The sequence below is a fragment of the Allobosea sp. genome, assembly GCF_035944895.1.
Lineage (GTDB): Bacteria > Pseudomonadota > Alphaproteobacteria > Rhizobiales > Beijerinckiaceae > Allobosea.
Genome location: NZ_DASZAT010000010.1, coordinates 231,052 through 252,359 on the forward strand (window position 1 = coordinate 231,052; position 21,308 = coordinate 252,359).

23 protein-coding genes are annotated in these 21,308 nt (G+C 65.2%); 10 read left to right on the plus strand and 13 right to left on the minus strand.

From position 1 onward, the window contains the following. Nucleotides 1-100: 100 nt before the first annotated feature. The 3 genes from VGV58_RS16690 to VGV58_RS16700 all read right to left on the minus strand — a co-directional run bounded on the left by VGV58_RS16690 (nucleotide 101) and on the right by VGV58_RS16700 (nucleotide 3,625). Entirely contained in the window at nucleotides 101-2,500 is a 2,400-nt protein-coding gene (locus VGV58_RS16690) for a methyl-accepting chemotaxis protein (RefSeq protein WP_326875154.1), read from the minus strand. Between the two features lie 359 nt (nucleotides 2,501-2,859). Continuing rightward, nucleotides 2,860-3,270: an acyl-CoA thioesterase gene (locus tag VGV58_RS16695; RefSeq protein WP_326875155.1), complete on the minus strand. Its 411-nt coding sequence runs from the start codon at nucleotides 3,268-3,270 to the stop codon at nucleotides 2,860-2,862. Then, complete coding sequence (locus VGV58_RS16700) at nucleotides 3,263-3,625, minus strand: hypothetical protein (protein WP_326875156.1); 363 nt, start codon at nucleotides 3,623-3,625, stop codon at nucleotides 3,263-3,265. The genes VGV58_RS16695 and VGV58_RS16700 overlap by 8 nt, the downstream gene beginning before the upstream one ends. A 79-nt stretch (nucleotides 3,626-3,704) precedes the next feature. Here VGV58_RS16700 and VGV58_RS16705 point away from each other — a divergent pair, with 79 nt between their 5' ends. Beyond that, a complete protein-coding gene (locus tag VGV58_RS16705) occupies nucleotides 3,705-4,127 on the plus strand; it encodes a VOC family protein (RefSeq protein WP_326875157.1) in 423 nt (140 codons plus the stop codon). Here the strand turns inward: VGV58_RS16705 and VGV58_RS16710 are convergent, their stop codons facing one another. Next, nucleotides 4,128-5,351 (minus strand): MFS transporter, encoded by a 1,224-nt coding sequence (locus VGV58_RS16710; RefSeq protein ID WP_326875158.1) that lies wholly within the window; start codon nucleotides 5,349-5,351, stop codon nucleotides 4,128-4,130. A 188-nt stretch (nucleotides 5,352-5,539) separates the two neighbouring features. Here VGV58_RS16710 and VGV58_RS16715 point away from each other — a divergent pair, with 188 nt between their 5' ends. Continuing rightward, nucleotides 5,540-6,556, plus strand: coding sequence for a 2-dehydropantoate 2-reductase (locus tag VGV58_RS16715; RefSeq protein ID WP_326875159.1), 1,017 nt, complete (start codon nucleotides 5,540-5,542; stop codon nucleotides 6,554-6,556). A 1-nt stretch (nucleotide 6,557) separates the two neighbouring features. Here VGV58_RS16715 and VGV58_RS16720 read toward each other — a convergent pair whose 3' ends face one another. Together VGV58_RS16720 and VGV58_RS16725 are read right to left on the minus strand one after the other, a co-directional pair. After that, nucleotides 6,558-7,772, minus strand: a complete 1,215-nt coding sequence (locus VGV58_RS16720; protein WP_326875160.1) for a putative bifunctional diguanylate cyclase/phosphodiesterase — start codon at nucleotides 7,770-7,772, stop codon at nucleotides 6,558-6,560. A gap of 272 nt (nucleotides 7,773-8,044) precedes the next feature. After that, nucleotides 8,045-8,332, minus strand: coding sequence for an HlyU family transcriptional regulator (locus VGV58_RS16725; RefSeq protein ID WP_326875161.1), 288 nt, complete (start codon nucleotides 8,330-8,332; stop codon nucleotides 8,045-8,047). 227 nt (nucleotides 8,333-8,559) lie between these two features. Here VGV58_RS16725 and VGV58_RS16730 point away from each other — a divergent pair, with 227 nt between their 5' ends. From VGV58_RS16730 to VGV58_RS16740, 3 genes are all read left to right on the plus strand, one after another. After that, the gene (locus VGV58_RS16730) at nucleotides 8,560-8,874 is read left to right on the plus strand and encodes a hypothetical protein (RefSeq protein ID WP_326875162.1); all 315 of its coding nucleotides are present in this window, start codon (nucleotides 8,560-8,562) and stop codon (nucleotides 8,872-8,874) included. 136 nt (nucleotides 8,875-9,010) lie between these two features. Then, a complete protein-coding gene (locus tag VGV58_RS16735; protein ID WP_326875163.1) occupies nucleotides 9,011-9,382 on the plus strand; it encodes a hypothetical protein in 372 nt (123 codons plus the stop codon). Next, nucleotides 9,379-9,942: a TetR/AcrR family transcriptional regulator gene (locus VGV58_RS16740; protein ID WP_326875164.1), complete on the plus strand. Its 564-nt coding sequence runs from the start codon at nucleotides 9,379-9,381 to the stop codon at nucleotides 9,940-9,942. The genes VGV58_RS16735 and VGV58_RS16740 overlap by 4 nt, the downstream gene beginning before the upstream one ends. 4 nt (nucleotides 9,943-9,946) lie before the next feature. Here the strand turns inward: VGV58_RS16740 and VGV58_RS16745 are convergent, their stop codons facing one another. The 3 genes from VGV58_RS16745 to VGV58_RS16755 form a co-directional block, all read right to left on the minus strand. After that, on the minus strand, nucleotides 9,947-10,372 hold the full coding sequence (locus VGV58_RS16745; RefSeq protein WP_326875165.1) for a secondary thiamine-phosphate synthase enzyme YjbQ: 426 nt from the start codon (nucleotides 10,370-10,372) through the stop codon (nucleotides 9,947-9,949). Next, nucleotides 10,372-10,983: a LysE family translocator gene (locus tag VGV58_RS16750; RefSeq protein ID WP_326875166.1), complete on the minus strand. Its 612-nt coding sequence runs from the start codon at nucleotides 10,981-10,983 to the stop codon at nucleotides 10,372-10,374. Before VGV58_RS16750 ends, VGV58_RS16745 begins: the two co-directional genes overlap by 1 nt. A 64-nt stretch (nucleotides 10,984-11,047) precedes the next feature. Then, a complete protein-coding gene (locus VGV58_RS16755) occupies nucleotides 11,048-11,323 on the minus strand; it encodes a hypothetical protein (RefSeq protein ID WP_326875167.1) in 276 nt (91 codons plus the stop codon). Nucleotides 11,324-11,562: 239 nt separating this feature from the next. Between VGV58_RS16755 and VGV58_RS16760 the strand changes: the two genes are divergently transcribed. Together VGV58_RS16760 and VGV58_RS16765 are read left to right on the plus strand one after the other, a co-directional pair. Further along, nucleotides 11,563-11,808, plus strand: a complete 246-nt coding sequence (locus VGV58_RS16760) for a DUF2798 domain-containing protein (protein WP_326875168.1) — start codon at nucleotides 11,563-11,565, stop codon at nucleotides 11,806-11,808. A gap of 72 nt (nucleotides 11,809-11,880) precedes the next feature. Then, on the plus strand, nucleotides 11,881-13,029 hold the full coding sequence (locus VGV58_RS16765) for a hypothetical protein (protein WP_326875169.1): 1,149 nt from the start codon (nucleotides 11,881-11,883) through the stop codon (nucleotides 13,027-13,029). An 87-nt stretch (nucleotides 13,030-13,116) separates the two neighbouring features. Here the strand turns inward: VGV58_RS16765 and rpoD are convergent, their stop codons facing one another. The 4 genes from rpoD to VGV58_RS16785 form a co-directional block, all read right to left on the minus strand. Continuing rightward, the gene (rpoD, locus tag VGV58_RS16770) at nucleotides 13,117-15,132 is read right to left on the minus strand and encodes an RNA polymerase sigma factor RpoD (protein WP_326875170.1); all 2,016 of its coding nucleotides are present in this window, start codon (nucleotides 15,130-15,132) and stop codon (nucleotides 13,117-13,119) included. Between the two features lie 189 nt (nucleotides 15,133-15,321). Beyond that, nucleotides 15,322-17,217: a DNA primase gene (dnaG, locus tag VGV58_RS16775; RefSeq protein ID WP_326875171.1), complete on the minus strand. Its 1,896-nt coding sequence runs from the start codon at nucleotides 17,215-17,217 to the stop codon at nucleotides 15,322-15,324. 156 nt (nucleotides 17,218-17,373) lie between these two features. Further along, entirely contained in the window at nucleotides 17,374-17,871 is a 498-nt protein-coding gene (locus VGV58_RS16780) for a hypothetical protein (RefSeq protein ID WP_326875172.1), read from the minus strand. Nucleotides 17,872-17,928: 57 nt separating this feature from the next. Further along, a complete protein-coding gene (locus VGV58_RS16785; protein WP_326875173.1) occupies nucleotides 17,929-18,390 on the minus strand; it encodes a GatB/YqeY domain-containing protein in 462 nt (153 codons plus the stop codon). Nucleotides 18,391-18,523: 133 nt separating this feature from the next. Here VGV58_RS16785 and carA point away from each other — a divergent pair, with 133 nt between their 5' ends. From carA to VGV58_RS16800, 3 genes are all read left to right on the plus strand, one after another. Next, nucleotides 18,524-19,756 carry a glutamine-hydrolyzing carbamoyl-phosphate synthase small subunit gene (gene carA, locus VGV58_RS16790; protein ID WP_326875174.1) on the plus strand — a complete coding sequence of 411 codons (1,233 nt, stop codon included), beginning with the start codon at nucleotides 18,524-18,526 and terminating at the stop codon, nucleotides 19,754-19,756. Between the two features lie 14 nt (nucleotides 19,757-19,770). Further along, nucleotides 19,771-20,097 carry an NIPSNAP family protein gene (locus VGV58_RS16795; protein ID WP_326875175.1) on the plus strand — a complete coding sequence of 109 codons (327 nt, stop codon included), beginning with the start codon at nucleotides 19,771-19,773 and terminating at the stop codon, nucleotides 20,095-20,097. A 181-nt stretch (nucleotides 20,098-20,278) separates the two neighbouring features. Then, nucleotides 20,279-21,277 (plus strand): hypothetical protein, encoded by a 999-nt coding sequence (locus VGV58_RS16800; protein ID WP_326875176.1) that lies wholly within the window; start codon nucleotides 20,279-20,281, stop codon nucleotides 21,275-21,277. Nucleotides 21,278-21,308: the final 31 nt, after the last annotated feature.

Below are 21,308 nucleotides of genomic sequence, written 5' to 3' on the forward strand. Positions count from 1 at the left end.
TAAGATAAATATCGCACCATCTCGCGACAAGCCGCCCCAAACGCAACGCCCCCCGCCTTGCGGCGGAGGGCGTCGGGATATCCGGCGATGACGTCGTGCGTCAGGCGGCCCGCGCCTGCTCGTGATCGTGCTCCGCCCCGCCTTCGCGGAAGCTGAAGCGCGAGATGTGCTCCTTCAGCGAGCGGGTCTGCTCATCGGTGAGGGCGAGAGCAGCATTGGTCTCCTCGACCAGCGCGGCGTTCTGGTGCGCCATGGTGCCGATGCCGTCGATCTCCTTATTGATCGTCGAGACGTCGCTGGCCTGGCCGCGCGCCGTCTGCGAGATGCCGTTCATCAGCGCCGAGAGATCGTTGACCGAAGTCAGGATGCTGCCGAACACGGCCGAGCTCTGCTCGACCAGGCCGACGCCGACCTTGACGTCGCCATGGGCGGCCTCGACCAGCTTCTTGACGTCGTTCGAGGCATCGGCCGAACGCTTGGCGAGGCTGCGCACCTCGCTGGCGACCACCGCGAAGCCCTTGCCGGCATCGCCGGCGCGAGCCGCTTCAACCGCTGCGTTCAGCGCCAGCAGGTTGGTCTGGAAGGCGATCTCGTCGATCATCGAGATCACCTCCGAGATCTTGCTGGAAGAGGTACGGATGCGCTGCATCGCTTCCAGCGCCGAGGCGACGACCTGCTCGCCCTGCTGGGCGCGCTCCTCGGCGCTCTGGGCCATGCCGACAGCGGCGGCGGCATCCTTGGCGGTCTTCTGGACATTGGTCGCGAAGGCGCCGAGCTGGTTGGTAGCGACCGAGACGGCGTTGCTCTCCTCGGAAGTACGCTCGGCAAGGTCGGTGACGCCGTCGAGGATCTCGCTGGTCGCGCTGCGCACGGCCGAGACGGTCTCGGAGAGGCGTGCCAGCGTGCTCTCGAACTCGCCGGCGAGGCTATTGGTGCCGTTCTTCAATTCGGCGAAGGCGCCCTGGTAGCGGCCCTCGACGCGGGCGACCAGATGGCCGTCCGAGAGATGGCCGAGGACCTCGCAGGTTTCGGACAGGCCGGCCTGGACCGTCTCCAGCAGCTCGTTGACCGAAGCTGCCAGCGCATTGAGCTCGGCATCGGCGAAGGTCGCGTCGACCCGGCGGCTGAAATCGCCCTGCGCCGCTGCGGCGACGACGACCCCGAAGGCTTCGCCGAGCTCGGCCATCATCTGGCGGCGCTGCTCCTGGGCGCGCTCCTCATCCTCGACCTTGGCGAGTTCGGCGGCGCGCAGCGCCACCGCATTGTCGCGGAACAGCAGCACGCTCTTCGAGATGTCGGCGATCTCGTCACTGCCCTTGGTGTCGACGGCCGTCTCGAGCTGTCCGTCGGCGATCGCCTTGGTCGCGGCCCAGAGCTTGTTGAGGCGGCCGACGATCTGGCGCCGGACATAGAACAGCGACAGCGCCAGAGCGACGAGAAGCGAGCCGAGGCCGATCATGCCGAGCCAGAGCTTGCTGGTCTCGATCAGCTCTTTCGTCGAGCCGACGGCGGCCTGCGCCTCGCCGCGCGCGCCCTGCACCAGCGCATCGACCTCGCGGCGCAGCTGCGCCGCCGCCTGATCGATCTCCTTGAGGCCGCGGTTGATTCCCTCGCGGGTGGTGATGTCACGGTTGCGGATGTCGACCAGTCCGTCGCTGCCTTCGCCGATCCCGATCAGGTCCTCGACCGTCTTGGCCCGCGCCTTGTTGGCGGTGATCTTCTCGGCGTCGGCGAGCAGCGTCCGCAGCCGGTAGGCGATGCCGTTGAAGCGCTCGCGGGCGAGGCTCAGCTTTTCCTTGTCGTTGATCTGGGCGATCTCGCGCAGCACGCCGACCATCTCGTTGACATTGGCCTGCAGGGTGCGGGCCAGGTCGAAGATCGCGAAGTCGCGATCCATCAGCGTCTTGACCGCACCGGTCAGCGCCTCGCCGGAGAGTACGGCGAGATCGTCGAGGCCGAAGGTCACCGCGAACTTGGCCTGCTCGGCCTCGCCGCTGGCGGCCTTGACGAAGGCCTCATAGGCGCCGCCGAGCCTCTCCAGCGCCGCGGCGCCTTCGGAGGCGTTGCGCAGGCGCTCGCCGGTCAGGTCGTTGATGTCGTTGATCTGGCGCGAGAGATTGTCGAGCGCGGCCTGCGCCTTCTTGTTGTCGACATTGCCCTGCTCGCCGATCTTGCGGACGAGGTCGAACTGCCGGGCCTCGACCTTGTCGAACTCGCCGGTCAGCGCAGCGCGCTCGCGCACCGTCTGCACTTCCATGAAGCGCGGCGCCAGCGCAGTCGAGGCGGTGGCAGCCTGCGACAGCTCGAGCGCCAGCTCGACCACCGGCATCTTGCGCTCGACCATCTCGGCGACTGTGCTGCCGACCCTGCCATAGGAGAACCAGGCGACCAGCGAGGCCGCGATCGTCAACACCGTCAGGACGCCGAGCGCGGCATAGATCCGCGCTGCGATCCCGATGCGCGAGCCCTTCTGGCGCGCAGGCTTTTCAGTCTTCGACATTGACGCGGTACTCCTGAAGGCATTCCCGGCAGCGCGGCGCTGGCCGAGGTCGGACGCGGACATGGGCTAGCAGCCGACGAGGGTCAGCCGCGGAATGGAAATGATCGTGATGATGAGCGACAGCGGCTCGTCGGCGCGGCGCCTCGATGCGGCGACGGCGCGAGCCATGCTTCATGCGCCGACGGATGACGGCGGCCGATCATGCAGGACCTCCCAGCCCCTGGCAGACCGGCCCCGATGGACCGATCTGCGGCAGAATTGCGGAGGTCCGCTTAAAGAACGCTTAAGTTGCCGGATTCTTCTGAATCACTCGCCGATCGAGCCTCTTCACGGCTCGTTAGGAATTGCGGCGTCGTCCCCTACCCCGCCGACAGCGGCGGCACGGGACGCGGCTTGCCGTCATCGTCGATCGCGACGAAGGTGAAGGTCGCGTCGGTGACCTTCTCGTGCAGCGTGGTGCGGAAGCGCCTGGCCCAGGCCTCGACCTGGATCTTCATCGAGGTCCGCCCGACCGATTTCACCGAGGTGTAGACGCTGAGCACGTCACCGATCTTGACCGGGCGGATGAAGGTCATCGCCTCGACCGCGACCGTGACCACGCGCCCCTGCGCCCGGTCGACCCCGGCGATGCCGCCGGCCTGGTCCATGCGCGACATCACCCAGCCGCCGAAGATGTCGCCATTGGCGTTGGTGTCCGCCGGCATGGCGATGGTGCGAACGGTCAGGGTGCCGCAGGGTTCTTCGGCAGGTTTCACGCCGGGCTCAGTCATCGTTGGCCTTCCCCTCTTCGATATGGAAGGAGTGGAGCACACGATGCAGGATCGGCGCCAGCACGAAGCCGGTGGCGATCACCACAAACAGGCCTGAGAAGATCGCATAGAAGCCGGCGAAGAGCTTACCGTCTGCGGTTTTGAGTTCGGCGACCGGCCCCATGCCGGAGAGGATCATGGCCGCATTGACGAAGGCATCGACCCCGCTCATGCCTTCGCTCGCGGCATAGCCGATCATGCCGATGCCGAGCCCGACGACGGTGAGCCCCATCCAGAGCAGCATCGCCCGGCCCATGCGCAGCGCGAAGCGCCGTATCGGGACCAGCCGCTCATGGCGACGCTCGAATTGCAGCATGGGTTCGCCCCTGGGAGGTTGAGTGCAGCTTGGCGAGCCTGCATGCTGCGTCAAGCCGTTCAGGGCAGGAGGAAGCGCGATGTCCAGCCCGCCACCGATGATCTGCATCTCGCTGCGCTATGCCGATGCGCCCCGCATGTATGACTGGCTGATCGCGGCCTTCGGCTTCGAGAAGCATGCCGCTTATTATTCCGACGACGGCAAGACCCTGCTCCATGGCGAATTACGCATGGGCGAGAGCTTCGTCATGCTCGGCTCATCCGAGAACAACGAGTTCGGCAAGCTGGTCTCGCGCCCGGCCGAGCTCGGCGGCACCACCGCCTCGCCTTATATCGCGACGACGGGGATCGACGCGCTCTGCGAGCGCGCCCGTGCCGCGGGAGCGGAGATCTGCATGGAACCGACCGACCAGCCCTATGGCAGCCGCGACTTCATCTGCAAGGACCCGGAAGGCCATGTCTGGTGCTTCGGGACGTACCGGCCGGGCGACAAGCCCGCCTGATCAAGCCGCCGCCAGCTTCGGCCGCGCCTTCAGCATCAGCCAGCAGACGATCGAGAGGTTGATCAGGTTCCAGGCGAGGCCGTTGAGGAAGGCGAGCCTGTAGGACGAGGTCGCGTCGAAGATCAGGCCTGAAACCCAGCCGCCGAAGGCCATGCCGAAGACCGTCGCCGACATCACCACGCCGATGCGCACGCCCGCCTCGCGCGGCGGCATGTAGTCGCGGATGATCACCGCATACATCGGCACGATCCCGCCCTGGAACAGGCCGAAGATGCCGGTGACTATGAAGAGCGAGCTCAGCCCGTCGAACCAGAGATAGAGGAAGAGCGCCATGCCCTGCATCACCGAGGACAGGGCGAGCGTCGCCGTGCCGCCGATCTTGTCGGCGACGAAGCCCGAGCTGATCCGGCTGACGATGCCGAGCGCCATCATCACCGTCAGCATCTCGGCGCCGCGGGCGACGCCATAGCCGAGGTCGCTGCAATAGGCGACGATATGGACCTGCGGCATCGACATCGCGACACAGCAGCAGAAGCCTGCGACGACCAGCAGCAGTTGCAGCTGGTTCGGTGACAATCCGAGGCTGCCGCGCGCCCCGGCGCTCACCGCCTCCGCCGCGGCGATGCTCGCCGCGTTCGGCCGGCGCCGGAACAGCGGCGCGAGGGGCATCATCACGACGAACGCCGCGATGCCGAGCCACAGATGCGTCGTGCGCAGCCCATAGGTCTCGACGCCCCAGTTGATCAGCTGCGGCCAGAACATGCCGGCGAGATAGCTGCCCGACGCCCCGAACACGACGGCAAGGCCGCGATAGCGCCGGAACCAGTGCGAGAGATCGGCGATCAGCGGCGAGAATCCGGTCGCGGCGCCGAGCCCGATCAGGAAGCCATGCGCCAGCGCGAACTGCCAGAGCGAGCCGGCGACCGAGGCAAGCGCATAGCCACTGCACAATAGCACCGCGCCCAATACGATCGGCCAGACGATGCCGACGCGGTCGGCCAATCGGCCCATAGCGATGTTGCCGACGCCGAAGCCGATCATCGCAAAGGTGTAGGGCAGCGAGGCATCGGCGCGCAGCACGCCGAATTCCTGCTGAACCGCCGTCACCACCACGACCGCCGACCAGGAGCCGACGCAGGCGATCGTCCCGACCAGCAGGGCAAGTCCCAGCCTCATCCAGGCATAGGCAGAATCCGGCGCATAGCGCGCATCCTGGGCGTTCATGTTTCCTCGCCATGCGGTCGGAGAAAGTTCTTCTCCGTGCCTGAGCATTAGGCAGCACGCCTGTTCGCCACAAGCGCATGGGCGATGGGCCGATGCGGCGCGGATGGGGGGTCGGCGGCGGCTCGCTTCTTCGTTCGACTTGCATCGCGTAGGGGCCACGGCATGCTCGGCACCCGACTGGAGGGGTGATGGCGAGGATCTCAATCTACGGCGCCGGCGCGATCGGCTGCTATCTCGGCGGGCGGCTCGCCGCCGGCGGCGCGGAGGTCGGTTTCATCGGCCGCCCGGGCGTTGGCGATGAACTCCGGCAGCATGGCCTGAGGCTGACGCATTATGACGGCCGCGACTGGCGCGTTCCGCCAGAAACCATCGCCTTCTCGACCGAGCCGGCTGCCGCCGCGGCGGCCGATCTCATCCTCGTCACCGTGAAATCGGGCTCGACTGCGCAAGCCGCGGCAGAGCTTGCCGCCCTGGCTGCTCCGAACGCCATCGTGATCAGCTTCCAGAACGGCATCGGCAATGCGGATGTGCTGCGCGCCGCCCTGCCCGGCCGCAGCGTGCTCGCAGGCATGGTGCCCTTCAATGTCATCAGGCGTGGCGCTGGTGCCTTCCATCAGGCGTCGGAAGGCGAGCCCGAGGTCGAGGACGCAGCCGCGCTCGCGCCTTTCCTCAGCGATTTCACTCGCGCCGGTTTCGTCCTGCGCCAGCACCCCGACATGCTGCCGGTGCAATGGGCCAAGCTGCTCCTTAACCTCAACAACGCCGTCAACGCCCTCTCCGGCCTGCCCTTGCAGCAGGAACTGGCGCAGCGCGCCTATCGCCGCTGCCTAGCGCTGGCGCAGACCGAAGCACTCGCCTTGCTGAAGCAGGCGGAGATACGGCCCGCGCGGCTGACGCCGTTGCCGGCAAGCTGGATCCCGGCGCTGCTGCGCCTGCCAGACGCGCTCTTCGCCCGGCTCGCCCGCAAGATGCTGGCGATCGATCCGTCGGCGCGCTCCTCAATGGCCGACGATCTCGCCGCCGGGCGCAGGACAGAGGTCGACTGGATCAATGGCGAGGTGGTCAGGCTGGCAGAGCGGCTCGGCCAGCGGGCGCCGGTCAATGCGCTCCTGATATCGCTGATCAAGGCGGCGGAAGCAGGCGAGGCGAACTGGAGCGGAGAGGCCCTGTTCGCCGAATTGCAGACTGGCGCCGGGCGGGGCTAGCTCAGCCCTTGCGGCCGGTCAGGTCGGCATATTGCTCGGCTGGCAGCGGGCGGCCGAGCATATAGCCCTGCATGTAGTTGCAGCCCTCGTCGATCAGGAAGTCGAGCTGCTCGCGCGTCTCGACGCCCTCGGCCACCACCTCGATGTCGAGCGCATGGCCGAGCGCGATGACGGCGCGCGTGATCGCCGCGGCCTCCGAGGCGACGCCGAGATTGGCGACGAAGCTGCGGTCGATCTTCAGCGTCGAGAGCGGGAACATGTGCAGATAGGAGAGCGAGGAATAGCCTGTCCCGAAATCGTCGAGCGCGATGCGCACGCCGAGCGCCTTGATCCGGTGCAGCACCAGCATGGTGCGGTCGAAATCGGTGATCATCACCCCTTCGGTGATCTCGAGCTCAAGCCGCTCCGGCTCCAGCCCGGTCTCGACCAGCACCTCGTCGATCAGCCCCGGCAGGTCGCCATGGCGGAATTGCAGGGGCGAGACGTTGACGGCGATGCGCAGCGGCTTTGCCCAGCTCGCCGCCTCGGTGCAGGCCTGAACCAGCAGCTCGCGCGCCAGTGGCAGGATCAGCCCGCTCTCCTCCGCCGCCGGGATGAATTCGGATGGCGGGATCACGCCGCGCTCGGGATGGACCCAGCGCGCCAGCGCCTCGAAGCCTGTCAGATTGCCGCCCGCCGAGAAGACCGGCTGATAGTGCAAATGCAGTTGCTTCTGCGCGATCGCGGCTGAGAGATCCTCGGCGAGGTGATGAGCGAACGATACCGCATCCGCCCCGACCTGCGGCCCGCTGCTGACATCGACCAGCACGTTGACGGCGCCGGTGAGCTTGCCCTGCGCATCGTAGAGCGGCGTCGGCAGCGGCATGAAGCGCACGCGGCTGCCATCGGGCCGCTCGGCCAGTGCCTCGATACCGCGAACCGCGCGCCCCTCGCGCAGCGCCACGGCCAATGGGCAGTCCTCATGCGCCAGCGGCGAACCGTCGATATGGAAGAGACGATGGGTGATGCACCAGCGGTCGTGCCCGAGCTGCGGCTGCCGCCCGACGAGCCTGGCAGCCGCCTGATTGAAATAGGTCACGACCCCGTCGGCATCCGTCGCATAGAGCGCGAGCGGCAACTGCGCCACGACCTGCCGGAACCAGCCGTCATCGGCGGCGGCGCCTCGCACACTCGCAGACTCGTCCGGCTTCTGATTGCCGGGGGGATTGGGAGGCATGCGGGCGATCTCGACACGGCGAACAACGTGACGACATCAAAGCTGGAAAAACCGAATAAAGTTTTAAATGGCGACGGCGAATCTAATCCCGTAACGCAATAGCCGCTTTTCCGGGGACGAAAAACAGCGACAAAGCTCGTATTAATTGATTCAAATTTGCGCAATACCCAAAGGAAACCGTAATGGATGCGCAGATTTAAAATTTTGAACCAGCACTGAGCCAATGAATTTTGAAACAACTTCCATGATTAGAACAGGGAATACCCGAAATCCTATTTGAACAGGCGTTCGCCCTGCTCGTCGATCAGCTGCCGGGCCTTGACGATCGCGAAATCGGCCGCCTCGTCGGCGCCCGGGAAGCGGTCAGCCCGGATGAAGCGATGGCTCTTCACCTCGCCGTCGATCTCTTTCTCGATCACCCCGGACAATTGCTGCTGCCCACCCTCCGGGAACGGCGTGGCGTGGATGGTGAAGCCCTTGTACTCGATGGTCTTCAGCGGTCCGGCGGGCGTAGCCGGCTTGGCATCCTTGCGGCCGAACAGGGATTTGAGGAAAGACATGGCGCGCTCCGTGTGACCGGCGCTGTATAGCGCAGATGCGGCCCGCTTGGCCAAGAGGCGGGGCACGCGAAGAGCGATGGGCATTCGCGTCCAAGGAATCCCCTATCGCGTTCCTCGCCCCTAGCGCAGGGATGCCTGCGTCACCATGTCCTAGTCAGACAGGGCGAAAAAGCCGAGCCCGTCCGCCCGTCGTGCCCGCCTTGGCCCGCTCTGTCGCAGGAGCAGCCATGACGCGCTTCCTCAAATCCTGCTTGCCGATCCTGCTGGCCTTGCCGCTGTCATCCGGCACCGTCCAAGCCCAGGTACCCGCCGGCGTTCCCTGCGCCGAGCGCAGCATGGCGACGACCCAGCTGCATGAACTCTATGGCGAACGCCGGATCGGCTACGGCCTCGCCGCCAATGGCAGCGTGATCGAGCTCTTCGCCTCTCCGAACGGCTCCTTCACCGTGTTTGCGACCTTGCCCGACGGCATCAGCTGCCTGATCGCCACCGGCCAGTCCTGGGAGCCACCGCCCGAGCCCGAATATTACGCCGGGCGGTGAACGGCGGCACCTCCGTGCATCCGCTCCCACGGCTCCCAGCTTTGCCCTTCCCTCCCCTGCAACCGCCCAAGACAGGCGGCGGCTTGCTTTTTCCATCAATAATACCATACGGTATTGTACTAATCACGAGGCACCTATGAACGCTTGGCTCGCCCTTGCTGCCGCACTCGCGGCTGCCACGACCTTGATCCACGCAGTTCTGGGCGGCCGGCATGTCGCCGCGCCTTTGCTCGCGGCCGAGCGGCTGCACGCCGTGCCGAAATTCACCATGTATTATTGCTGGCATCTGGTGACGATCGTGCTCGCCGCGCTGGCGCTCGCCTTCGGCCTCGTCGCGACCGGCCATGGCAGCCGCGACCTCGCTCTATTCGCCACTGCCGGAGCTGCGCTGTTCTGCCTCTGGAGCCTCGGCATGATCGGGCTGTTCCGCCTGCGGATCGCGCATTTCCCGCAATGGGCGCTGTTCGCCGCGATCACCCTCAGCGGAGCGATCGGCCTGTGGTCGTGACCTCCCCTGCGCCGCGCCGCTTCCGCCTGAACGATTGGCTTGCGCTCGGCCTCGATGCCCTCGCCGAGCAGGGGCCGGCAGGGCTGACCATCGAGGCGCTTTGCCGCCGTGCCGGCAAGACCAAGGGCTCGTTCTATGCCCATTTCCCGGCGATCGAGGCCTTTCTCGCCGCGCTCGCCGCACATTGGCGCGAGACCTACACGCTTCGGCTGATGCAGGAGGTCGAGAACGGCGTGCCGACACAGGACCGCCTGATCGCGCTGGACAGGATGGCGCTCGCGCTCGACTTTCGTGTCGAGCAAGGCATGCGCCGGCTCGCCCAGCTCGATCCGGGCGTCGCGACGACCTGCGCCGAAGTCGACCGCGAGCGCGTCGCCTATCTGGAGATGCTGCATGGCGAGAGCGGGCGCTTCACAGCGGAGGAAGCCCTCGCGCTCGCCCGCGTCGAATACGCCGCCTATATCGGCTTCCAGCAGCTCGACCTCGGCCTGTCACCGCAGGATCTGCACGACTGCTACGGCAGCTTCATGCGGCTTTTGCACCGCCCGGCCAGTGGCTGACGGCTCAGGCGAGATGCAGCACGACCTCGCGCCGGTGCGGGCTGGTGCGGTGCTCGAACAGGTAGATGCCCTGCCAGGTGCCGAGCACCAGTCGCCCGCCGCTCACCGGGATCGACAGCGAGACCGGCAGCACCGCCGCCTTGATATGGGCCGGCATATCGTCCGGGCCTTCGGCGCGATGGGTGAGGTAGGCCATAGCCGGATCGTCCGCCGGCGGCACGAGGCGCGCAAAGAAGGCGGCAAGGTCGCGCCGCACATCCGGATCGGCATTCTCCTGGATCAGCAGCGAGCAGGAGGTGTGGCGCACGAACAGCGTCAGCAGGCCGGCCTCGACCGCTGCCTCGCGCACGAAGCGAGCGACCGCATCGGTGAACTCGTAGAGCCCCGCCCCGCGCGTCTCGATCGCAAGGCGGGTCTGCTTGCCAGCCATTACCGCTCGGTCAGCGCCAGCTTGGCGCCGAGCGCGACGAAGGCCGCCGCGAAGGTGCGCCGCAGCCAGGCCATCACCGCCGGCCGGCTCACCACCTTGTCGCGCATCGCCGCGGCGAACAGGCCGTAGAGCGCGAAGACGACGAAGGTCATCGCCATGAACACGCCCGAGAGCTCGAGCATGCGCGCCATCGGGCTCGCCTCATTGGCAGCGATGAACTGCGGCAAGAAGGCGACGAAGAAGATCGACAGCTTCGGATTGAGCACGTTGAGGGCAAGGCCGTCGACCAGCACGCGCCAGGCCGAGCGCTTGTCGGCCGCGGTCTCGACGCTGAGCGCGCCTTGCTCCTTCAGCGTCTGCCAGGCCATCCAGAGCAGATAGGCGACGCCGGCATATTTGACGATCGAGAAGGCGAGCGCGCTGGCATGCAGCAGCGCCGCAAGGCCCATCATCGCGGCGATCAGATGCGGTACGATGCCGAGCGTGCAGGCGAAGGAGGCGAGCACGCTGGCCTTGGCCCCGCGCGTCAGCCCGGCGGCGATGGTGTAGATCGCGCCCGTTCCGGGCGAGGCGACGATGATCAGCGAGGTCAGCAGGAATTCGAGGGACACAGCTTCACTCCAGCTCCAGCGACGCTGCCGGAGCCGCATCGATATCCCTGTCTCGGGCGCCTTGCTAGCCCAGCCCCTCGAAGATGCCGCCGATCACCGTCACGACGGCTTCGCCAGTCGCGACCACGGCGGTCCCGGCGCCTTCGATCACGGTCCCGACGGCCTTGACCGCCACGCCGACCGCCTCGATCGAGACATTGCTGGCGAGATCGAGAACGCCGTCGACGATCTCGGCGGCGCCCGAACCTTCTTCTTCCTGCTTCTTCGCCTGTGGCGGCAGATTCGCCTGCAGCGCCGCCTTGGCGGCTTCGATCTCGTCGGCGCTCGGGATACCGGCCATCTCTGCTCCTCCAAGGGAAGACCCGCAAGGGAAACCCCGATTGTCGGGGTGACCTTAGCAGAACTGTGGCGGCCAGGGCCGATTTTGCTTGCCTCCTGCGTAAACGAACCGTAAGGGCGGCGCTGCGTCCCCAGGGACCGCCGTAAGCGTCTCACGTCAGGCAACGCATCCACCACGGCCTGATGCCGCCGGGATGCAATGAAGCCATGACGGCGCGGCCTGTCCTTACGGATGTTCCCATGAACCTTTTCCGCAAATTGCCGGCGCGCTATGGCGCGCTCGTCACCCCCTTGATCCTATCGGGCCTGATGACGCTGATCGTCTCGGGGATCTCGACCCTGCGTGTGCTCGGCCCGACACCAGCCTTCCTGCAGGGTTGGCCCGGCGCCTGGGGCCTGTCCTGGCTGATCGCCTTCCCGGTCCTGCTGCTGGCCCTGCCGGTGGCGCGCCGGCTCACGACGATGCTCGTCGCGCCGGCAGGCTGATCACTGTGGAAAGGGCGGCTCCTGCTGCCCTTTCCAAGGCGTCGCAGGTCGAAAACCGCGCTGGAAAGCCCAATGCCGCCCTGCGGCCTGCGGTCGATGCCAAGCGCGCGCGACCAATCTTCGCACGGGGCCGTGGAACGGCCCCGTGCGTCTCCGAGATATCAGCAGGCCACCTCCAGCAAAGGCGGAAACATGCAGAAGAATGTTTCAGTGGTTATTTATGACCTTCACACGATCAGCCGGTTCTTTCGCTCCTGCGCGCTCCTCCTCGCCAGCCAGCAATCCCTGAGGATCGAATGGGAGACCTATCGGGACAGCAAGGTCATCAACGCGATCTACACGGTCTTCTTCTGGAAGGAGCCGCCCGGCATCGCCGTGGTAAAGGAAGGCGCTCCGGAGAAAGTCGAACGGCGCACCAACGAAATGCATGAGCGCTTTCTGTCGACCTGGGTCCGCAAGCTCTCCGAAGAGGGGCCCGGCGCAGCGCAAGGATATGTTACGACCATAGGCCAGCTCCGCGACATGGCGCGGAAGGACATGCAGAATTTTTACCGGAACGCCTCGGACATCAACAACGATGTCATCCGGGAAACTCAGGACGGCATCAACAATCTCGCCGCCATCAAGCTCGGCGCGCAGATCGGCGTCGCCGCGATCGGGGCCGTCGTCGGCATCGGCTTCGTCGCCCCCGCCTTGGTCGGCGGCGCGCTGACCGCGGGCGGCGGCCTGACGATCCTCGGCGTCGAGGCCGGGGCGGGAGCGGCGGCGTTCGGAGCCACCGGCCTCGCTCATTCCGTCACCCATTCGGTCATCAAGAATTGGGACGCCGGCGCCGGTGCCCAGGTTGCGGGAATTGCGATCGAGAAGAGCAAGGCCAAGGCCAGCGACCTGGCGGGAACCGGGGCCCAGCGCGTGCTCGACAAAGCTCTCGCCAACTCGGCGAACGCCGAAAACATCGTCCGCTCGGTCCAGGGCGAGATCAACAAGCAGTCGAACCGGCTCGCCCAGCAGACGCTGACCAGGAAAGCGGCGGAGAAGGCATCCAGCCGCATAGCCGCAGGCAATGCGCAACTGGCGACGCGCACAGCGGAGCTGGCGGCGCGCAACCGCAACGTCACGCTCGCCAGAGCCGGCGGCGTGGCCGTCCCCGTCGTCTTCGCGGCCTGGGACATCATGGATGCGATCAGCGATTATCGCGAGACCACGGCCGCCAATCGCTAAGGCACTCCCGAGCGGCAGGACGCCGGTGACGGAACCGGCCTCGCCAAAATGAAACGGGGCGCCGAAGCGCCCCGTTCGATATCCGGATCAATTGTCCAGGAAGCTCCGGAGCTTGCGGCTCCGGCTCGGATGCTTGAGCTTGCGCAGCGCCTTCGCCTCGATCTGGCGAATGCGCTCGCGGGTGACGCTGAACTGCTGGCCGACCTCTTCGAGGGTGTGGTCGGTGTTCATGCCGATGCCGAAGCGCATGCGCAGCACACGCTCCTCGCGCGGGGTGAGCGAGGCGAGCACGCGCGTGGTGGTCTCGCGCAGGTTCGACTGGATCGCCGCGTCGATCGGCAGGATCGCGTTCTTGTCCTCGATGAAGTCGCCGAGATGGCTGTCTTCCTCGTCGCCGATCGGAGTTTCCAGCGAGATCGGCTCCTTGGCGATCTTCAGGACCTTGCGCACCTTCTCCAGCGGCATGGCCAGCTTCTCGGCCAGCTCCTCCGGGGTCGGCTCGCGGCCGATCTCGTGCAGCATCTGGCGCGAGGTCCGGACGATCTTGTTGATCGTCTCGATCATGTGCACCGGAATGCGGATGGTGCGGGCCTGGTCGGCGATCGAGCGGGTGATCGCCTGCCGGATCCACCATGTCGCGTAGGTCGAGAACTTGTAGCCCCGGCGATACTCGAACTTGTCGACCGCCTTCATCAGGCCGATGTTCCCCTCCTGGATCAGGTCGAGGAACTGCAGGCCGCGATTGGTGTACTTCTTGGCGATCGAGATCACGAGACGCAGGTTCGCCTCGATCATCTCCTTCTTCGCCTGCCGGGCCTCGCGCTCGCCCTTCTGGACCATCAGCACGATCTTGCGGAACTCCTGGATCTCCAGGCCGGTCTCCGAGGCCATCGTATGGATGTCCTCGCGCAGGTCCTTGATCCGGTCCTTCTCCTGCGCGACGAACTCCTTCCAGCCGCGCGAGCCGAGCTTGGAGACGCGCAGCAGCCACTTCGGATCGAGCTCGCCGCCGATATGCTGCTTCAGGAAGTCGTCGCGGGCGACGCCATAGCTCTCAGCCAGACGCAGCAGCCGGGTCTCGTGCGAGATCAGGCGCTTGTTGATGTCGTAGAGCTGCTCGACCAACGCCTCGATGCGGTTGTTGTTGAGCGAGAGCGACTTCACCGAAACGATGATGTCGTCCTTCAGCTTCTTGTACTTGCGGTCCTGCGACGGCGAGAGCTTGGCATTCTCCAGCCGGCCGGCGATGTCCTGGTCCTGCAGGCGGCGCAGCTTGGTGTAGTTGCTGGCGATCGAGTCGAAGGTCTCGAGCACGCGCGGCTTCAGCTCGGCTTCCATGGCCGAGAGCGACACGTTGTTCTCCATGTCGTCGTCGTCCATGCCCTCGGGCGGGGTCTCGCCCTCGGGCGCAGCCTCTTCGGCTGCCTCGGCCCCTTCCTCGCCCTCGCCCGCCATCTGCTCGGGGTTCTTGCCGTCGGGGCCGGCATAGGTCGCTTCGAGGTCGATGATGTCGCGCAGGAGGACCTTGCCCTCCATCAGCTCGTCGCGCCAGATGATGATCGCCTGGAAGGTCAGCGGGCTCTCGCAGAGCCCGGCGATCATCGCCTCGCGGCCAGCCTCGATGCGCTTGGCGATCGCGATCTCGCCCTCGCGCGAGAGCAATTCGACCGAGCCCATCTCGCGCAGATACATGCGGACCGGATCGTCGGTGCGCTCGGTCGGCTCGAGATTGCGCTTGGTCTCGACCGGCAGCGCCGAGCGCTGCGCCTCGACCATGTCGCCGCCCTCGGCCTCGTCCTCTTCGCCATCCTTGCCGCGGGCCGCACGCTCCTCGCCGGCCGCTTCCGGATCCTCATTGTCGACGACATTGATGCCCTGCTCGCTGAGCTGGCCGAGCACGTCCTCGATCTGCTCGGAGGAGAATTCCTCCGAAGGCAGGACCTCGTTCAGTTCGTCATAGGTGACATAGCCGCGCTTCTTGGCGAGCTTGATCATCCGCTTGACGGCCTGATCGGTCAGATCGAGGAGCGGGCTGTCCGTGCTCGGGGGCGCTTCCGGGGAACCCGCTTCGGACTTGTCCCGCTCGCTCACTTTGGTCGCCATCAATCAGCGCTCCACCATCTTGCGCGCCGGTGCTCTGGCTCCGACGCATAAAAGGGCGCCGCGGCAGCCATCGCTGCCGCGCACCCACCCAACTCATCCGCCGCAGATAGCACCGATCATCGTTGATGAATCGTGCACCATCTCAAAGCCGTCCTCGAATCTGCCGACGAAAGCAACGGACCGGCCTGGTCACTTCTCCGGATTCGCCTCGGTCCCCTCGATCGTCTCGAGGCGAGCCTTGACGTCCTTCATCCAGGCGAAATTGGCTTCCGTTGGTTCGTCAGCCAATGCGCGTTCGGCTGCCTTCAGCTCGCTATGTAGCGTTCGTGCGCGATGATGCAAGACGAGAGCCTGACGAATCGAATCAAAAACCGATTCAGGATCAGCCGTTTGCGCGAGCTTCAGCCGCTCGGCCGGCTGGGTGACCGCGAGCAGCGCCGCCCGCGCTTCCGCCACGCGGGTCTGCTCCAGCCGGCGCCCGAACGCCTCCTGGTCGAAGCTGCCATCGAAAGCCGCTTCGACGAGCGCCTGACGGAAACGCTCGGCCGCAGCCCCATCGAGCGCAAGCTCGGCGATCTCGTCGACGCAGCGCATGACGAGGTCCGGATGGCTCGCCAGAGCCAGCAGGATGAACGCCTCGCGCGTGTTCTCTCCGTGCCGGCGCTGCATCAGCGGCGAGCCGGCGAGTTGCGGGCTCGGCCGCACCAGCGACAGCGGCGGCCGCTCGGGACCACGCGGAAAGCCGCGCGCGCCACCGCGCGCATTGCCGCCGCCAAACCCGCTCTGGCGCCGCCCCTCGAAACGCTCCCGCTGCGGCGGCGCGAAGAGCTGGGCAATGCGCTCGTCGATCTCGCGGCGATAATGCCTGCGCGTCACCTCGTCGCGAATCAGGCCGAGCGGCTCCTTCAGCCTGCGCTCGAAGGCAGCACGCCGCTCGGGCGTGTCGAGCTGGCTCGCTTCGAACTCGCGGGCCCAGAGCATGTCGACCAGCGGCTTGGCCGAACCGATCACCTCGGCGACCGCCGGCTTGCCGCCGGAGCGGGCGAGATCGTCCGGGTCCTGTCCCTCGGGCAAAAGCGCGAAGGAGAGCGAGCGCCCCGGCTCCAGCATCGGTAGCGCGAGGTCGATCGCCCGGCCCGCCGCCTTGCGGCCGGCCTTGTCGCCGTCGAGGCAGATCACCGGCTCGCCAGACATGCGCCAGAGCAGGGAGAGCTGATCCTCGGTCAGCGCCGTGCCGAGCGGCGCCACCACCTGCGGGAAGCCGGCGAGCGTCATCGCGATGACGTCGACATAACCCTCGACCACGATGACCTGGCCGGTGTCGTGCGCGGCCTTGCGGGCATTGTGATGGTTGAACAGCAGCGCACCCTTGTGGAAGAGCGGCGTCTCCGGCGAGTTCAGGTACTTCGCCGGCACGTCGGCGCTCATCGCCCGGCCGCCAAAGGCGATCACCCGTCCGCGCGCATCATGAATCGGGAACATGATCCGGTCGCGGAAGCGGTCATAGGGCACGGCGATCTCCTCGCCATGCACCAGGAGCCCGGTCTCCATCATCGCATCGGCGCCGACGCCCTTCCCCGCGAGATGGTCGCGCAGCGCGAAGCGGTCCGGAGGGGCATAACCCATGCGGAAGAGCCGGCGCGCCTCCCCTTCCAGCCCGCGCCCTGACAGATAGCGCCGCGCCAGTCCGCCGCGCTCCGATTGCAGCTCGGCCTCGAAAAAGCGCGCCGCCAGCTCGACGACTTCGTGCAGCCCCTTGCGCTTCTCTTCCTGAGCCTGCGCCTCGAAGGACACCTTCGGCAAGGTGACGCCGGCCTCCGAAGCGAGCTTCTCGACCGCCTCCGGGAAGGAGAGCCCTTCGGTCTCCATTACGAATTTGAAGATGTCGCCGTTCTTGCCGGAGGAGAAATCGAAGAACGAGCCCTTCTGGTCGTTGACGAAGAAGGACGGCGTCTTCTCGGCATTGAAGGGCGAGAGCCCCTTCCATTCGCGACCGGCCTTGGCAAGGCGCACGCGCTTGCCCACGACCGCCGAGACAGGCAGCCGCGCCTTGATCTCCTCAAGGACGGAGGGCGGGAACTTCATGGCTTCCTATCTGGCGATGCGAGACGGCTCTGCCAATCGCCGATCGCAACACTCCCACTCTTATCTGCCCTTTCCACAGCGTCGTGATAGCCGACCCCGCTGCCGATGTGAGACAGCAGCACACTCGCACTGCGGATTACGGCGGCACCGAGTCGTTCACGGACAGTGCAGCGGGTCGTCCGCCAGGGCCTTCGCCACGCCCTCGATCGGCAGCAGGATGGCGGCGTCTCCGGCCCGCAATTCGATCCGTTTCGCATCGCGCAAGGCTGCCACCACCGGCTTCATCTGCGTGGTTCCGAAGCCCGCATCGGGTTTCCAGGTCAGCTCGACCTCGTCGATACCGGCCTGGGCCGTGACCGGCACGCGCGTCGCCTTGCCGTCGGCCACGATCTCGATCACCGCCGGCAGGGCGTCCTTGAGCTGCGTCCTGGGCAGGACGGCAATCAGGTAGGGGCCGCTCGCGATCGCCGGGTTGGCGCGGGCAGCCGCCGAATCCCCGCAATAGAAGGTGAGCCGCGTCCCGTCGGCGCCGCTCACCCCGGCATAGGATGTGCCCATCTGGTAGCCGGTGCCCCAGCCTTCCGATTGGGCCAGAGCAGCCGAGCCTTGCAGGGCGAGACCGAGCGTCAGGACAGCGATCGACCGTTTCGACATCGGAAGCCTCCCTTGCCGAAACGCTGCCCGTCGATCTGGCGAGAATGCCGCCGCGGATCAGCCGCCCAGCAACTGCTTTACCATAGGGGAGACCTTGGCGAAGTCCATCTGGCCGGCATAGGCGGCGCGCAGGGCGCCGATGACCTTGCCCATGTCCTTGACGGCGGAAGCCCCGGTCTCGGCGATGACCTCCTCGATAGCCGCCTTGATCTCCTCGTCGCTCATCTGCTTCGGCAGATAGGAGGAGATCACCGCAACCTCGGCGCGCTCGCCTTCGGCGAGCTCGGGCCGGCCATTGGCATCGTAGATCGCGATCGATTCCTGGCGTTGCTTGATCATCTTCTGCAGCAGGGCGAGGATCTCGTCGGCCGTTGCCTCGCCCTTGCCGGCACCGCGCGCCTCGATGTCCTTGTCCTTCAGTGCTGCCTGGATCAGGCGGATGGCGGCGACCTTGCCCTTCTCGCCGGCCTTCATCGCGGTCTTGAGGTCGGCGGTGAACTGCTCGCGCAGAGTGGACATGATGTTACGAACCTTCTTCATTCATTGACGGGGCGCGGCCGCCTGATTAAGGCTCGCGCTCCAGACCGGCAGCGCCATTTCGCGCAGCCTTCACGCTTGCCGCAGCTTCCAGCGGCCTGGACGAGACATAGACATGACCGCTCACGAAGGAAACCCCGCCTCCCAGGGCTGGCAAGGGGGCACGCAAGAAGGCTGGGTCGAGCCGCGCGCAACTGCCGTGCTGGTGCTGGCCGACGGTACGGTGCTCGAAGGCTTCGGCCTCGGCGCGACCGCACAGGCGCCCGGCGAGGTCTGCTTCAACACGGCGATGACCGGCTATCAGGAAATCCTGACCGACCCGTCCTATGCCGGGCAGATCATCACCTTCACCTTCCCGCATATCGGCAATGTCGGCGTCAACGAAGAGGACACCGAGACGGTCAACGCAGCCGCCTCCTCCGGCGTGCGCGGCGTCGTTCTGCATGCCGAGGTCACCCAGCCCTCGAACTGGCGCGCGGCCAAGCATCTCGACGCCTGGCTCAAGGCCCGCAACATCGTCGGCATCTGCGGTGTCGATACGCGCGCCTTGACCGCGCTGATCCGCGAGAACGGCATGCCCAACGCCGTCATCGCTCATGACCCCGCCGGCAATTTCGACATCGAGGCCCTGAAGAAGGAGGCCGCGGCCCTACCCGACATGGCCGGGCTCGACCTCGTGCCGCTCGTCGCCGCGACCCAGCGCTATGACTGGGACGAGACGCCCTGGCAGTGGCCGCGCGGCTACGGCAAGCGCGAAGCTGCGGCGCATCGCGTCGTCGCCATCGACTACGGCGTCAAGCGCAACATCCTGCGCCTGCTGGCCAAGGCCGGCTGCGAGGTCGAGGTCGTGCCCTCGACCGCCAGCGCCAAGGACATCCTCGCCCTCAATCCCGACGGCGTCTTCCTGTCGAACGGCCCGGGCGACCCGGCCGCGACCGGCGAATATGCCGTGCCGGTGATCAAGGAACTCCTCGACCTGAAGATCCCGACCTTCGGCATCTGCCTCGGCCACCAGATGCTGGCGCTCGCCATCGGCGGCCAGACCATGAAGATGAAGCAGGGCCATCACGGCGCCAATCATCCGGTCCAGGACAAGACCACCGGCAAGGTCGAGATCGTCTCGATGAACCACGGCTTCGCCGTCGATCCGGCGACGCTGCCGGCCAACGCGACCGAGACCCATGTCTCGCTCTTCGACGGCTCGAACTGCGGCATCGCCCTGAACGACCGCCCGGCCTTCAGCGTCCAGCACCATCCGGAAGCCTCGCCCGGCCCGCAGGACAGCCACTATCTCTTCACCCGCTTCGTCGAGCTGATGGAAGCGGAGAAGGCGAAGAAGGCCGCCTGATCACGGAGGGTGTCATGATCCACCAGTTGCGCATCTACGAGATCTTCGAGCGCAACAAGGTGGCGTTCCACGCCCGCTTCCGCGATCATGCCAGCCAGATCATGGCCCGCCACGGGTTCCGCATCATGTCGATGTGGGAAACGCGCAGCGCCGGTCGCACCGAGTTCGCCTATCTCCTCGCCTGGCCCGACCTCGAGACAAAGGCGGCGCGCTGGGCGAGCTTCATGGCCGACCCTGAGTGGATCGAGATCAAGCGCGTCAGCGTCATCGAGCATGGCGACCTCGTCGGCGCGATCGAGGACCGCGTTCTGCTGCCGACCGACTATTCCCCGCCGCTGTGATTGACAGGCGCTCGTAATTGCCTCGCCTTCACCGCTCATCGTGGCTCTGTGAAGGCGGTGACCACTCTCAATCCCCGCATTGCACGAGAAAGTGGACTTCCTTCAGAAATGCGTGCTTTGATTGCGACGCTGGTCGCAAGAAACATCAGGGAAAAGGGTAGCGGCTCGGCTTGGGGGAGCGATGGCTACAGACGTCCTGACAATCTCGTCGTTTGACGAGGCTCTCGATCTATTTTTAAGACTAACGGAGAGCGAAGAAGAATTTGAACAACGAATTGAGATTGCGCCAGGATGGGTTACGCCGCACGTCTATATTCCTAAGCCAGAGGTAGATTCTTCGATCTCACCCCCGTTTATGGAGGCATTCCTACACCTCCAAAAAGAACTATTTCAACTTGCTGCACTTGCAAAATCAGGCGTCTCTCACGTCAATCAACTTAACGAAATAGATAGACATGACTTAGAGATCTCTGTAAAAGTAACTTCCGGCAGCTCGAATCTCGTCTCCGACTTAGCAAAGCCCATAGAACGGTGCTTTAAGATCATGCTCGGAAAGATGACAGGACGCCAAGCAACGATTGTCATCCTCGGAATCTCGATGCTAATCGCCGGCACAATTGGCTGGTCATCGTGGCTTGAGCAGCAAAAAACCATCAAGATTGAGGAACTAAAGAGCAAAGAGCACATTGAAGCACTCTCAGCGCTTAAATTCGCCAATGAAAATCAGCTAGAAATTTTTAAGATGCTGATGCAAACCCTTGAAAAGCAAGGAAAGGTTGGCACTCAATCTCAAGATTTGATCGACTCTTCATTTGGCGCCCTACTGAAAGCAGCATCAAAAACTGAAAAAACTGAAATAAATGGACAGAGGCTGACTGCATCAGAAGCTTCATCACTAAGAACATCCTCTCGATCTTACGCCATGAACAGGATAATTCGAGAGAAAATGCGTGTTGTAGATATGAACACCGCCGCTGAAGTCGATGCAATGATCCTTATGCGGCCCGTGTCCAAAGAGCAGTTCAAAATGAAACTATCAGAAACTCTCTTTATGTCAGATGATAGGACAAAATTATTTGAAGCTCTTGAAAATAGAACAGAGATTGAAGTCGAACTTTCACTCCGCGAGGTAGAAGGTGAAGTAAAAACTGTAACTTTTTTACGAGTGGCTCCTAGGTAAACATTTGCGTTCCGAAATCGACCTGGCCAAC